Below are 13,320 nucleotides of genomic sequence, written 5' to 3' on the forward strand. Positions count from 1 at the left end.
GGTGCAGGTTCGGAAATGCGTCATGCGATGGGTGTGGCCGTGTTCGCAGGTATGTTGGGCGTGACCTTCTTCGGTCTGTTCCTGACCCCGGTGTTCTACGTGCTGCTGCGTACCCTGGCTGTGCGTCTTGAGAAGAAATCCCCGGCGGCTGATACGGCCGTCCAACTGGAAGGGACCCACTAATGAAAAACATGATTGCAAAAGGCGTGGCCCCGCTGCTGGCAGCATTGCTGCTGACGGCCTGCGGTGCCCCGACCTTCAAGCAGCCGACGATTGAGACTCCGGCTGTGTTCAAGGAATCGCAGTCGGCTACCGCACCTGCGGGCGTGGTGACGGCTGCGGACGGCAGCCGCTGGAAGCAGGCGCAGCCCGCCGAGCAGCAGTCGCGCGGCGAGTGGTGGCTGTCGCTCAACGACCCGGCTCTGAATGAGCTGATCGCTGAAGCCACCAAGGCCAACGCCAACCTGGCCGTGGCAGCGGCCCGCGTCAAGCAGGCCCGCGCCATCGCGGGCATCGCTGAAGCGGACCGCATTCCGCAGAGCGGCGTCGGCGTGGGCGCCCAGCGCGGCCAGCAGTCGCCGACCGAGCTGGGTCTGCCGGCCGGCACCAGTGTGTCGCCGTCGACCGCCTACTCGGCGCGCCTGACCGCCAGCTATGAAGTGGATCTGTTCGGCCGCGTATCGTCCGACGTTGCGGCAGCCCGCAACGATGCGGCGACCGTGGAAGCGAACTACCGCTCCGTGCTGCTGTCCCTGCAGGCTGACGTGGCGCAGACTTACTTCAAGCTGCGCGCAACCGACGCTGAACTGGACACTCTGGCCGAAACGGTGCGTCTGCGCGAAGAGAACGTGAAGATCAACCAGCGTCGCTTCGACTTGGGCGATATCGGTGAATTCGACTTGACCCGCGCCAAGACCGAGCTGTCGACCACGCGTGCCGAAGCCATCGGCCTGCAGCGCCAGCGTGTGACGACCGAGCATGCCCTGGCGGTCCTGCTGGGCAAACCGGCCGCTTCGTATTCGGCTGGTCCGAGCCCGCTGCTGGATTCGACCTTGCTGCCTGCGATCCCGGCCGGCATGCCGTCGTCGCTGCTGGAGCGCCGTCCTGATATCGCGGCAGCGCAGAAGACCATGGAAGCGTCCAACGCCCGCATCGGCTTGGCGCGCGCGGCCATGTTCCCGGCGCTGACCATCAGCGGCAACGGTGGCGGCGTGGCCGGCACTTTCGGTGATGTGTTCAAGCTGACCAGCCGTTCGTGGATGCTGGGCGCCCTGCTTTCCGCGCCGATCATCGACGGTGGCCGCAACAGTGCCAACATCCGTCGCAGTGAAGCCGCGCTGGAAGAGTCGGTCGCTTCCTACCGCCAGTCGGTGCTGGTGGCCTTCTCGGAAGTGGAAGACAACCTGGCCGGCTTGCGCATCCTGAGCGGCCAGACCGCGCAGATCGACGATGCCCTGGTGTCGGCGCGCCGTTCGGCCGACCTGGCGAAGAAGCTGTATGAAGCGGGCCGTTCGAGCTATCTCGACCTGCTCGACGCGCAGCGCAATCTGGCAGCGGTTGAGCGCACCGCGGTGCAGCTGCGCGGCAACCGCGCAGTGACCACCGTGGCGCTGATGCGCGCTTTGGGGGGAGGGTGGGACACTTAGGCTCTTAATTGAAGTGTTGAATGCAGCTCTACTCTAACTTTTCGGCGAAACGTCGCTTTTGTCATAACGTCGCTAACGCGACAGATTGGAGACGGTTACGTGAATCCTGCTCCCGGCTCAGGCGTACGCTTATCTTATTTATAGTCGTGTATGCTTGCTGGGCGTATTCACAGTTCTGAAGCCGCCGGAATAAATCGCTAGAGCATTTGACCGAGGCGCTTGCCTAGGCAAAGCAGGGTTAGAGTAGGCGGCAGGCCCCATGGCGCAGGCAACACTGACGCATCACAGACATATAGTCCGAGCGTCGGTGTTTGCAGACTAGTGTCAACGCCTGCGCCGGTAGGGATTGTTCCGCCTGGATGTGCGGCAAAATGCCAGCTTTTGAATATATGCTTCGCACCAGCCGCTTTAAGCACACGCCGCGCGATAGCAATGCCTTCATTGAACTTGCGGCGGTCCGGCAGACTTAGGGTCTTATTTGCCCAGCGCGGACCAACACCACCGCCGGCTTCATCTCGTATTTTCACCATGACGCTCAACGTACGTTGATGCATAAGCAGGCGATCTAGGCGGCCCATCTGCATGGCGAAGGCTTGGTACATTGGCTTAGGCAGTGTGAGGTCAGAGATAGTTAGGCCGTGTTCAGGCAACGCCATGCCAGCAGCCATCGGCACCTCAGCGCCACCAGAAATGTCGTTCGCGCTACCCATCACAGCAATCACCGGGTCACTGAAAAAGGGCACGTTGCGTGGGCCCAGGCCAGACCTGTGCAACAGGCGCGGACTGCCAATGCCACCACTTGCCAGCACCAGCTTATTCGCACGGGCTGCGTGCATTTTGCCGTTACGCGTGAACTCCAAGCCGACAGCGCGGCCATTCTGGGTTAGCACGCGAGTTACGAGCGCTTTGTCTTGCAACTGTGCGCCGTAGCTAAGTGCTTCGTCTAGCAAATCGCGCGCCGTCCACTTTGCTCCATAAGGGCAGCCATAAACGCAACGCCAGCAGCCGGTGCGGCAGATTTGCGGACGAATCATCTTGTCTAGTTTCAGCCATGGTAGGCCAGCAGCTTGGGCGCCCTGCATAATGCGAGTGGCCAGGGGGCCAATCAGATTGTCAGGGAGCGGCGAAATAGGCAGTTCCGCGCGCCATTCGGCTAAAGCCGGCGCGAGGTCAATTCCTAATGCATCAAAGCGTGCCAAGGGTGGTGTGGAAGCTGTAGCGAAGTTTAGAGTAGAGCTCCCGCCAACAGTCAGGCCGCGTACCAGCAGCGATGCGTCGCGATGGAGGAAGGCACCCTTACCGGGGATGGCTGCCATGGACGCCATTTGCGTAAGCGTGCCGCTCACAGGGGCGGCGCTGCCCCGTTCAAGCACCAGCACGCGCATGCCTCGGCGCGAAGTTTCGCGCGCCACGCTAGCGCCCCCGGGACCGCTACCAACGATGATGACATCGTATTGCATTAGTTCAGAAGTCGCATGTCGTAAGGAAATGGATTGCAGGACCGTGCCCTATGAGCAGGCTACTGTCGTAATCAAAAATAGATTCAGTTGAAAGCTCCGTTGGCCGCTTAACTGCTCATCGCTCACTACTTGCGGCTAAACTCCAGTTAATCGGACTGAAATGCCAGATGCGATTTTTCCCAAACGCTACTCTAGGCGAGAACGAGCAGGTGACAGAGTCGAGCGCCTCATCTCTTGCCAGAATGGGAGAATTCCCAGCGTAGCAGAGCGACATATCGCGCGACAACAAGTCGTTAAAGCGCTCCGAAACTATTGCTTTGAATGCGGTCACAATGCTTTCGTTTGCCACGCGAGTTACATGACATTGCGATTTCTGGCTCAATCTAAGCATCAGTCATACTTTAGAATGAAACGAAGGATGTCCTGATCTATCTCGCCTAATTCTTGAGCAATCCGGTCTACCCACCCAACGGCACGTGAAAAGAGATATTTACCACCGGAGAGTGCCTTTACATAGCGGGCTTCTGAATTATCGGGAACTGCTTCGCGAGAGATCAATCCCAGCTTCTCCATCGGAATCACAATCCTTGCAAGTTCGGTCTGTGTTAATGCTAGCCTGCGTGCAAGCTCATCACGCTGGAGTCTGTCGCCTTCAGCAGAGCATAGATGAAGAAGCACTACAAAGTTACGGAAGCTAAGACCGTGGTATGCGGCTAACTCGTCCTCAAGCCGCCTCACCATATGCGTGTGGGCGTAGTCAAGTTTTAAACAAAATTTGAGATCGTCGGAAATCATTGTGCATCCCAACTGTAAGCGTAAAAACTAGTTTGGGGCGAGGGTGGTTACATAGAGCTGGAAAACGTGTTTGGACGCTCATCGTGTCACCAATAAATCGATCTCGCACTGTTTCGAGTCCAAAGTGCTACAGTTCACGGAGCTCGGTCAATTCGCTGAAGAGCTGAGCTCATCGCAGCTTTTGGTTTTGCGGTATGGAAGTTATCCGACGCGAAATTGTCTTGAGCATGCTCTCAACAATCCGTCGGCAGTTGGCAGTTCTCGTGGCCCCCAATCAATCCATTCATGTCGTTGCTCGGTATTGGTACTCTTGTATTTTCGCTCACGCGGCGTGATTGGACAGACAAATACTATGCGTTCTCTGCCACGGAGATCGCTCTTAGCTGGACCAAAGAATGGTTTTGTGCGACACAAAAAAACGGCGCCACATGGCGCCGCGAAAACTTACTTTAGGAACTAAAGTATTGCTTAATCCGCAGTTCTTGCGCTGCCAACAATCAATACAAACCTGCCAACCAAAACGGTATTAGTTTGGGCAAGGGTAGGTGTACGTATACCGTCCCCGCTGATAGCACTTGCGCTTACCATTGTTGGGTCAGAGGGGAGGTAGAGTTCTCCGGCCTGGGAGAAGGGCTCAATAGCTGTGAGTTTTGAATCTATTAACGGTATATCATCGTCGTTGCATAAGTGATCGTTGCGGTAGTTGGGGAACCCGTGCGGCTTTGCACAGACGGGCATCTAGTACATATTCAATCCACAAGTTAAGTCTGGAGCCTGAGAGCTGTCAGGTCCTTTTGGAGTGGCGTTCGTCTCATTGAGCTGCACTTACACTTGCATCTGTTTGCGAAAGATACTTGAGTTCAATTAGTGCATCATTGGACCAGCTATCGTCGTTTAGAGGCGGCAAATATGACGACTCCCGAATTTTGAGTTCAGCCGTACGATCGCCTTCATGAAGCACTGCGCCTGCGAGCTGATGAGAGGCGTCGAACCAAAACTGAGCTTTCTTCTGCTTGCACCAGTTGCGGCCGAGCAGGAACGTGCTAACGACCGCGCTCTTTAGGAAACCCACCTCTTGCTTGCCGATGGCAATCATCACTTGACATTCGAGCCTCAGGTCTCCCAGGCGCCGAACAGAATCGGGTAAGCCTGGAGTTCGCACCAGCGCCACTCCTTCAACAAGGCCCTTTCTTCTGTTGAGCATCACGTCCGCGTCTTCTTCCACCAAGGACTGCATGCGAGGAACGGCAAAGGTGTTATCCGTTGCAACATGGATGACAACTGGATTTCCCTTACCTCTAATACGTACAGTCAGCGGTTCACCATTTTCCAATGGTGGCTGACCACGTCTTTGGAGTAAGCGAAAGCGCAACTCGGGTGCTTCTGGGGCGAGCTCGCGATGCTCGTCGAAAGCAGCTAAGCCCGCAAAGATATTTCGATACGAACGGAGCTCCGGATTTCTAACTTCTTTCACCTCGACACTAGGCTCATCTTGCACGGGGTGATCCTGGGCCAGTCCGGCGTTCGAGATCATAGCAATCTGAAATGCGAGGAGGATAGAGCGATATCTTTTCATCTTCTATAGTAGCGCGACCTTGCAGCCGCTTCTATTACTGAACAACCCCTCTCCCCGGCATCTACTAGTGGTCAAGACTCGAATAAACGTGGATTAATCGTAGCTGCTATGCTGAATTCGCTAGAGTAAATTGCGTAAGTCGAGGCAATTATTGATGAGCCCCGAGCTTGGGACCATAGACGCTAACCGAAGGGAAGGGCGAATCGAAGAGGTCGGTGGCCCCATATTTGCTTAGCCACCGACGTCGCGAATTTGTTTAGGCTACCAGGATTAATTGGCCGGGTTGACTGGGTTGACGCGGCTTTGACATAGGTACGCGAACATTAGTCGCGCTACCAACTTCTACCTTAAAGAACCCAACTGCTCCAGATAGAGCTGCTGCTTGTTCTTGCAAGGCCTGCGATGCTGCTGCCGCTTGTTCGACCATAGCGGCGTTGCTCTGAGTGGTGTTATCCATTTCCGCAATTGCATGGTTGACCTGACCAATGCCACTGTGTTGCTCCTGAATCGAAGCATTGATTTCGCTCATGATGTCGCTGACGCGCTTGGCGCTGGCCACGATCTCGACCATTGTGCCGCCGGCTTGGTCGGCCAATTTACTTCCATGCTCAACACGTTCTACAGATGCATTGATGAGCACTTTAATTTCCTTTGCCGCATTCGCCGAGCGTTGAGCCAAGTTACGAACTTCCGAAGCTACAACTGCAAATCCACGTCCCTGTTCGCCAGCGCGAGCTGCTTCAACTGCCGCGTTAAGCGCCAGGATATTTGTTTGAAAAGCGATCCCGTCAATTACGCCGATGATGTCTCGGATCTTGTTAGATGAATCGTTGATAGCCCCGATTGTCTGTACGACTTCTGCGACAATTTCTCCGCCTTTTGCTGCAACGGTAGACGCGGTCGCTGCCAAGTCGTCGGCTTGTCGCGCGTTGTCGCCACTTTGCTTCGCCGCTGAGGTTAGCTGCTCGATCGACGCCGCAGTCTCTTCCAATGCCGCTGCCTGCTGTTCTGTGCGACGAGACAAGTCGATGTTGCCACTCGCGATTTCGCTGGTCGCCGAACTGATAGTGGTAGTGCCTTCGCGTACCCGCGAAACAATGTTCTTCAAATTATTATTCATCGTACTGAGCGCAGTTAATAAATTGCCGAACTCGTTAGTCGTTTCGACGGTGACCTCTTCCCGAAGGTCGCCTTCTGCGACGCGGTTAGCAACATCAATTGCCTGACGGAGTGGCCGCATAATCATTCGGAGGGTAAACGTGCCGAGCACAAGTGCCATCAACAGGCCAAGCACGAGGAGACTGGTCAACGTGTAGGAAGCAATGTCGATTTCCCGGCGGATTCCTTGAACGTTACTCTCAGCTCGCGCAGTAAGAAAGGTCGCAAGCTTTTCGGCAGCTTCATTGCCAGTTCTGTAGGTTGGATTGATTGATCGGATAAGGGTCTTTTGGGCTTCTTCCCATTGACCCTCTTCGATCGCGCGCGTTGCTGCTCCAATGCTGTCCATCCCGAGTTTGCCGCTAGCCGCATACCAATTGTTGCCTAACTCCTTCTCTTCTTGAGCGGTGACCTGAGACTGGTATTGATCCCAAAGATTGGCAATTTCTTCTGAATTCTTTTTTATGTTGTTGAAATGAACAGACAGAGGATGGTCATGCATCCGCGACCATTCGAGCGTCGGATTGTGTTGCAACGCTTGCAGAATTTGACTGCGATTGGATTCCATAAGGAGTCTAATCTTTCCGACTGTGAAGTCCTGGACGGAGAAGTCTCGCATTTCGTCAGCGACATTGCGCGCTGTTAGGATGCCTCCAGCACTACATATGGCAAGAAGGGCTGCCAAGATAGTAATGACTCCGATGAGAAGTGATTTAATTTTGAGGTTCTGCAGCTTGAACATGATGATTCCTTTAAGCTTAGGCGCCGAGTAACTGCGGCCGGGAATAAGGCATTTCGCAAAACGCCGAAAGGGACGTACGACCTGATGCATTGTTGTATCAACCTGAGTACGCCCCATTCCTCAGTGCCGACTCATCTAGGGATTTTCTGATGGCCCTTACCATCCAGCCACTAAGCTGATAAAACTATTGCAATCGCAGATAAAGAAAACTTTTGCTAAACTCGATCGGTGCATCATTAGTCGAGATCGCTGGCTTGAACTCGACGCAATTTTCGGCGGGTGAAGCATCGAGGGTTTTTTGAGCGCCTGTTTTTCCGATTGTTACTGATCCGTTTTCCTCAGCGAAGCAAGCCAACGCGCTTTCGAGCTTTGGGAGTATTAGGCGTAAATACCACGGTAGTTTGCCAAGGGCGTCGTTACCGATTTCAAGTGCTTTTCTCACATCGCTCATCTGAACTTGCCCTAAGTCTTCCGTATGTAGAGCAAGGAGAATTTCCATCTTCAGCGACCCTTTGCGCATATTTGATACAAACTCTGCATCAGGGTTTTCGCTTACCGGTAGCTCATCCAAAAGGATCAGGCCCGACCGAACCGGAATTTCCGTTTGCTTACCGTCAGCTAGGAAATTAATTCGCAAGTTGCGTGGAGCTTTTCCAGTGCGTCGATTCGTCACTCTTAAGGCGACGCGAATCGGTGTCTTGTCCAGATGCGAGAAGGCATTTCGGATCGTCACGACATCTTTGTATTCCATAAGCTCAGGATCGCGGAAACCGGTAACTTCGATTTTCGGTAAATTTGGATCAATAGCCTCTAATGTCTGCGCGCTGGTATTGACGAAGACAAGTTGAAGTGTCATCGCTAAAGCGGTTGCGCAGTTGGCGAAAGGAATTTTCTTTCTCATTTGCAGCCCTCTTCATTTGCAGTCACAATCTGCACACCATCTGGAATACGATATGGCCAGTCATATTCCATATACGCTGCCGTGGCATCAGCTAGTGCTTGGCCCTGCTGCTTGGCTAATGTGTAAAGCGACGCTTCAATTCCCATGGCGATCCCAGCGGACACCACAAACTTTCCGTTGTCTACTACCCTCGCATTGGGATGCAATGTGCAACCTGGTGCATCGTCTGCGAGCTCTGCAAGCGCAAGTTTGTGTGTGGTCGCATGTAATCCACGCAAGAGACCAGCCTTTGCCAACAACAACGCCCCCGAACATACAGAAACGACTTGGGTTGCCGAGTGGCTCTGCTTTCGTACGAAGTCCAAGACTTTAGGGTTGTGCTTTTCACGCCTCGTTCCTGGTCCGCCGGGAATTACGAAGATGTCAGGCTGCGGCATATTGTCGAAAGTGTAGTGAGGGATAATCACCAACTGGTTTCGGGCCAAAATCGGTCGCATAGACTCTGCAACCGTATAGACCTTGTAGAAGGGTGTATTGCCTCCTGCCACGCTGAAGACTTCGAACGGGCCGGCCATGTCCATGACTTCAACGTCATCGAAGATGTAGATTGCGACAGTTTTCACATTGGGCTCTTTGGTCAAGTTCTGAACTCTGGTGCTGGACGGCATCGCCGTTTTCTTATTTACGGAGGCACGAAGCAGAGTGCATTTCGCTGGGCAGTTCCGCGATATGTCATAAATTCCAAGGACGCATCATTGCGCAAACCCTGGGTACTCAAATTGAAGCGCGACACCGGCTGCTGTCTTTCGTCCATATTTGTCGGAAATCCCAATCAGTGCGTCGTCGAGCGCACGTGAGCCTGCGCCTTCTTCGAATGGTTGCAATGACGGCAAGGTGAAGTCGATGCCTCCAGTCAAAGTGGTGCTGTCCGGAATAATCAGAAGTCCGTTGCGAGTTCGCACGACGGCTTTGTTATCAGCGACGGAGTAGGCTTGACTGCGGCCTGTCCGCGAGTAAGCGTCTGCAGTGAAAGCTAAGGCGATATCATCAATACCGGCTGAAATCGGGACGCCGATACTATCGGTCTGATACAACCAAGCGTTGGTGTAGCGATAGGTAATGAAGGCAACCATGTTCACGCCAAGTTTCGGGAGGAATACTTCGCTATTGTGTTTTGTTCCCCATTCCGTAACTCCGAGCGATTTCGCGACGAACTCCGCACGATCGCGACCAGCGATTGCCTCAACCAAAGCAATGGAAGTCGGGAGCGCAGCGCTTATGCCTGCGCTCGAAATGATTTTTCCGTCTGCGACATACCGGACATTTTTCTGCCATTTGATATCCGTGTACTTGGAGAATCGCAGTTCTTCGGTGTCCCAATGCGCGGTTGCTCGGCGTCCTTTCATCAAACCGCTTTCGGCGACAACCAAAGCCCCATCACAGATGCTCACAATAGAAGACCCTTTGGTCGCTTGGGACTGGATCCACTTCAATAGGTCCGGATTGGTAAATTTTGTGACTGCTGGAACGATGACGTAGTCCGCTCCCTCGGGGTAGCGTTCGTCAAATTGTGTAATGGTCGCGTGAGGCTGGATCTGCAAGGCTCTGCGCATTTTTAATGGCCCCGTGTGAGTCGCGAGTGCTATGGTTTCGGCCACGCCGGCCTGTGTCAGCACGGCGTACGGAATAACAAAATCGGTGATCTCGGTGGTGCTATCGGGAGCGCTGTTTTCCCCGATAACTGCTACGACTGGACGGGGCCTCCCGAATCTCGCTTGATATCTATCAATCTTTCCATCTTTGCTCTGGGACACGCCGCCCAGAGAAGCCTGTGCGCCCGCAAAGTCGGATTCAGCAGCGAGCACTGGATGCAGAGTTGTAAGTAAGAGGGACAGGCAGAATAGGCCCGAAATAGATTTTTCATTTAAGCGATACATTAATTTCTCCGGTACTGGTACCTGCATGCATAACGCAGATATGGCCATGTTTAAAATTCTTCTAAAAAATTTGAGCCAATAATGTGGTGCGACGGTGTGGATAAAACCTTACTGTTACTAGCACAATCAGCATAAGCATGGCGACTGGCTTGCAGAAATCGTGAACGTCGAATTTGTTCGAAATTCGTCCTGATGTGTTGCAACATCACGCCGGCTCAATCCTTCTTGTGGCGGTGCTGGGTCCTGACCTTCGCAGCCACCCCCGCATGTCGCCGTCTTTAATAACAAAGCCTATTTCTTGGGAAGGGCAATTGCTTGTAGTTCGTGTCTACATGCAGGTGTTACTGCAGGCCACTTGGGGCGCCGAACTTCCGCCGATGATCCAGTCTGGTAATTTCTTTTCATTGCCAACTCCTTGTCGGGGGCTTGTGCTAAGAAGCTTCCAATCCTTGTCAACGCATGTCGCTAATTTAGGTGGCGCGCGAGGGGAAGGAGGGACAAATTCGTCCGAAATGCGGACAGGTGTTGGTTCGTTGCATTTCGGTCTGAGACTTCTGTTCAACTGATTGTCAGTCCATTGAGGAATGTTGTCCGTGTTCTATATGACCAAGCGCCACAATGTTGCCTGGCAAGTAGAGTTCAGAGCGGAACGGTCCGAACAATGCCGTTTGATGAGTTGTTTAGATGAGCTACTGTGTTGCGTTGGTGTCCAGCGCTATGAAGTAGCGGGAGACCGGGGAAAATGGATATATTGATTGGATTGTTTGTTTTTGTAATTTTGTTTGGGCTCTACTTTATCCCCGCAGGCGTGGCGCTCAACAAAAAAAGCCCCCAATTTGGCGCGATTTTTGCGTTAAACCTTTTGCTTGGTTGGACTTTCCTCGGTTGGGTTGTTTCACTAGTCTGGGCTATGGCATTGCACGACCATTCGAGTTGAGGTGCGCGACGAGGCGCCACGCGCTTGCATGGAAGCTGCCTCGCTCGGATGCATGAACTTGTGAGTGACCTTCTGATGATGCATGCAGGAGAGTGCGTCGGACTTGTATTCCTGCAACATGAGCCTCATGAGGGGCAACGCGCGACGATGGCGTGTTCTCTGGCTGGTAACAAGTCTAAGGGACGTCTTCGGACTAGTTCGTTGTGCTGCAGGGTGAGTGATTTGAGGGAGTGAGCAGCTAAGCGCCCAAACATTTGGCAGAGTTGCTGCAATTGCTGTCCGTAGGGCGATTCTTCCGCCGTCGATAATGGTTCATGTTGGTGCCATTGACCTTTCATCGAAATTTAAGGAGCAGCTCATGTTTAGCAAAATTCGTCATTCTCTTTTTGTTCTCGGCGCGCTGCTGGGCTTGCTCACAGGTTGTTCGATGATGTCGCCCCCGGAGAACTTGGATCTTCGGTTGTCGAAGGCAAGTGCGGCCAGCGCATATTCCGTGACGGTGCGACCATTGGTCGAACCTGTTGAGATTAATAAGATCCATTCCTGGGAGCTTCAAGTCGCCAATGCTTCAGGCGATCCGGTCAAGGGCGCGAAGATCTCAGTGGATGGGGGCATGCCTCAACATGGTCATGGGTTGCCAACGAAGCCGCGCGTAACGGCTGAGCTTGCCGATGGTCGATATCGCGTGGATGGTGTTAAATTCAGCATGACCGGCTGGTGGGAGTTGAAATTCAAGATTGACGCCGATAAGGGTAGTGACCAGATTACTTTCAATCTTGTGCTGCCCCAAGCGAGCGACAAGCTGAGCGCGCGATGAAAACGGCCTTGAAGGTACTTGGAGTGCTCGCGATAGTCGCATCAGCTGCGGCTGCGCACATCGTATTGGGTACCGAGCTCTCTTCTCCTATTAGTCGTGACGATTGGACTGCAAAGGAGATCGAGATCCTGCGTAGTTTGCGTCTCGATGAGCTACCTAAGGCGCCGGCTGATCCGTCCAACAAATATGAAGGCCTGCCTCAGGCAGCAGCGCTTGGCAAAAAGATCTTTTTCGACCAGCGCTTCAGCTCAAATGGGAAGATTGCCTGTGCGAGCTGTCATTCGCCGGAACTCAAATTTCAAGACAACCGTGCGTTAGGCCAGGGAATTGGCACCGGACTGCGACGAACTATGTCGATTGTGGAAAGCGGCCGCGGCGTTTGGCAATTTTGGGATGGGCGAAAGGATAGCCTTTGGTCTCAAGCACTGGGACCAATGGAGGATCCTCTTGAGCATGGAGGCAACCGGACAGCTTTTGCGAAACTTATGATGCTGCACTATCGAAGCGAGTACGAAGCGATATTCAAGCGTTTGCCTAGCGTTGATGGCTTACCGGACGCCGCTAGTCCCAACGGTTCTCCGCAAGAGCGTGCTGCCTGGGAAAAGATGAGTCTGGAGGAACGTAAGAGTGTTTCGGAAGTGTATGCAAACATCGGTAAGGCGATTGCTGCCTATGAGAAGAATATTCACTACGGCCCTTCCAAATTAGACACCTATGTCGCGGCAACGTTGCAGGGGGAACCGGACGCACCGGGGAGATTGAGCCAGGCCGAGAAGCGAGGCTTGCGGATCTTTATCGGTAAGGGTCAATGCGTCACATGCCATGCCGGCCCCCTCTTCACCGACCAGCATTTCCATAATACCGGTGTGGCACCTCGTAACCCGGGCTCTGTCGAGAAGGGCCGTAGCGCTGCAATAGCAAAAGTGCTTCAGGATGAGTTCAATTGCCTTGGCCCTTTTAGCGATGCGAAGCAGGGCGCGTGTCAAGAATTGGAGTTCATTGCTAGCGATGACCCGCATATGGAAGGAGCGTTCAAGACTCCCGGTTTGCGCAATGTAGTCGAGCGAGCCCCATATATGCATGCAGGACAGATTCCTACAATCGTTGATGTTATCCGCCATTATTCTGCTGCCCCGAAAGCGAAAGCAGGAAAAAATGAAAGACAGCCCTTAGCGCTTAGCGAAAGTGAAGTAACTGACCTTGCGAAATTCCTTGGAACATTGTCTGGGCCAGTTCTGGACAGTACAGGCAGGTGAAGAGCTTTGTTGGCGTTCGGCTAGTCAAGTGACGACCTGAGCAGGCTTCGCGGTTGACTAATCTCGTGCGCTGGTTGCTAGTGTCGGCGCCCAGG

Annotated in this window: 12 protein-coding genes; 5 read left to right on the plus strand and 7 right to left on the minus strand. The window is 53.6% G+C overall.

Translation table 11 applies throughout. The features are described from left to right. The coding region (locus AB4Z19_RS27745; RefSeq protein WP_442036760.1) for an efflux RND transporter permease subunit at positions 1-183 on the plus strand (183 nt) is incomplete at its 5' end. Next, the gene (locus AB4Z19_RS27750; protein WP_442028855.1) at positions 183-1,646 is read left to right on the plus strand and encodes an efflux transporter outer membrane subunit; all 1,464 of its coding nucleotides are present in this window, start codon (positions 183-185) and stop codon (positions 1,644-1,646) included. The genes AB4Z19_RS27745 and AB4Z19_RS27750, both read left to right, overlap by 1 nt. Before the next feature lie 197 nt (positions 1,647-1,843). Here AB4Z19_RS27750 and AB4Z19_RS27755 read toward each other — a convergent pair whose 3' ends face one another. From AB4Z19_RS27755 to AB4Z19_RS27785, 7 genes are all read right to left on the minus strand, one after another. Continuing rightward, positions 1,844-3,106: a GMC family oxidoreductase N-terminal domain-containing protein gene (locus AB4Z19_RS27755; RefSeq protein WP_442028854.1), complete on the minus strand. Its 1,263-nt coding sequence runs from the start codon at positions 3,104-3,106 to the stop codon at positions 1,844-1,846. A gap of 390 nt (positions 3,107-3,496) precedes the next feature. Then, positions 3,497-3,901 (minus strand): MarR family transcriptional regulator, encoded by a 405-nt coding sequence (locus AB4Z19_RS27760; RefSeq protein ID WP_442036762.1) that lies wholly within the window; start codon positions 3,899-3,901, stop codon positions 3,497-3,499. 811 nt (positions 3,902-4,712) lie between these two features. After that, on the minus strand, positions 4,713-5,435 hold the full coding sequence (locus AB4Z19_RS27765) for a hypothetical protein (RefSeq protein ID WP_442028640.1): 723 nt from the start codon (positions 5,433-5,435) through the stop codon (positions 4,713-4,715). Between the two features lie 298 nt (positions 5,436-5,733). Beyond that, complete coding sequence (locus AB4Z19_RS27770; protein WP_442028641.1) at positions 5,734-7,377, minus strand: methyl-accepting chemotaxis protein; 1,644 nt, start codon at positions 7,375-7,377, stop codon at positions 5,734-5,736. Between the two features lie 184 nt (positions 7,378-7,561). After that, complete coding sequence (locus tag AB4Z19_RS27775) at positions 7,562-8,278, minus strand: hypothetical protein (RefSeq protein ID WP_442028642.1); 717 nt, start codon at positions 8,276-8,278, stop codon at positions 7,562-7,564. Then, positions 8,275-8,901, minus strand: coding sequence for a DJ-1/PfpI family protein (locus AB4Z19_RS27780; RefSeq protein WP_442036764.1), 627 nt, complete (start codon positions 8,899-8,901; stop codon positions 8,275-8,277). Before AB4Z19_RS27780 ends, AB4Z19_RS27775 begins: the two co-directional genes overlap by 4 nt. A gap of 129 nt (positions 8,902-9,030) precedes the next feature. Next, positions 9,031-10,215, minus strand: a complete 1,185-nt coding sequence (locus tag AB4Z19_RS27785; protein ID WP_442028629.1) for a DJ-1/PfpI family protein — start codon at positions 10,213-10,215, stop codon at positions 9,031-9,033. Positions 10,216-10,957: 742 nt separating this feature from the next. Here AB4Z19_RS27785 and AB4Z19_RS27790 point away from each other — a divergent pair. From AB4Z19_RS27790 to AB4Z19_RS27800, 3 genes are all read left to right on the plus strand, one after another. Further along, the gene (locus AB4Z19_RS27790) at positions 10,958-11,152 is read left to right on the plus strand and encodes a superinfection immunity protein (RefSeq protein ID WP_442028630.1); all 195 of its coding nucleotides are present in this window, start codon (positions 10,958-10,960) and stop codon (positions 11,150-11,152) included. Positions 11,153-11,510: 358 nt separating this feature from the next. Continuing rightward, complete coding sequence (locus AB4Z19_RS27795) at positions 11,511-11,969, plus strand: FixH family protein (RefSeq protein ID WP_442028631.1); 459 nt, start codon at positions 11,511-11,513, stop codon at positions 11,967-11,969. Continuing rightward, complete coding sequence (locus tag AB4Z19_RS27800) at positions 11,966-13,225, plus strand: cytochrome-c peroxidase (RefSeq protein ID WP_442036765.1); 1,260 nt, start codon at positions 11,966-11,968, stop codon at positions 13,223-13,225. Before AB4Z19_RS27795 ends, AB4Z19_RS27800 begins: the two co-directional genes overlap by 4 nt. Positions 13,226-13,320 lie beyond the last annotated feature (95 nt).

Source organism: Pseudoduganella sp. RAF19 (assembly GCF_052114165.1).
Lineage (GTDB): Bacteria > Pseudomonadota > Gammaproteobacteria > Burkholderiales > Burkholderiaceae_D > Rugamonas.

Excerpts from the sequence above, each read along its gene's own strand:
- AB4Z19_RS27750 (WP_442028855.1), top strand. The coding sequence starts at position 183 with ATGAAAAACATGATTGCAAAAGGCGTGGCCCCGCTGCTGGCAGCATTG.
- AB4Z19_RS27755 (WP_442028854.1), bottom strand. The coding sequence starts at position 3,106 with ATGCAATACGATGTCATCATCGTTGGTAGCGGTCCCGGGGGCGCTAGC.
- AB4Z19_RS27760 (WP_442036762.1), bottom strand. The coding sequence starts at position 3,901 with ATGATTTCCGACGATCTCAAATTTTGTTTAAAACTTGACTACGCCCAC.
- AB4Z19_RS27765 (WP_442028640.1), bottom strand. The coding sequence starts at position 5,435 with ATGATCTCGAACGCCGGACTGGCCCAGGATCACCCCGTGCAAGATGAG.
- AB4Z19_RS27770 (WP_442028641.1), bottom strand. The coding sequence starts at position 7,377 with ATGTTCAAGCTGCAGAACCTCAAAATTAAATCACTTCTCATCGGAGTC.
- AB4Z19_RS27775 (WP_442028642.1), bottom strand. The coding sequence starts at position 8,278 with ATGAGAAAGAAAATTCCTTTCGCCAACTGCGCAACCGCTTTAGCGATG.
- AB4Z19_RS27785 (WP_442028629.1), bottom strand. The coding sequence starts at position 10,215 with ATGTATCGCTTAAATGAAAAATCTATTTCGGGCCTATTCTGCCTGTCC.
- AB4Z19_RS27790 (WP_442028630.1), top strand. The coding sequence starts at position 10,958 with ATGGATATATTGATTGGATTGTTTGTTTTTGTAATTTTGTTTGGGCTC.
- AB4Z19_RS27795 (WP_442028631.1), top strand. The coding sequence starts at position 11,511 with ATGTTTAGCAAAATTCGTCATTCTCTTTTTGTTCTCGGCGCGCTGCTG.
- AB4Z19_RS27800 (WP_442036765.1), top strand. The coding sequence starts at position 11,966 with ATGAAAACGGCCTTGAAGGTACTTGGAGTGCTCGCGATAGTCGCATCA.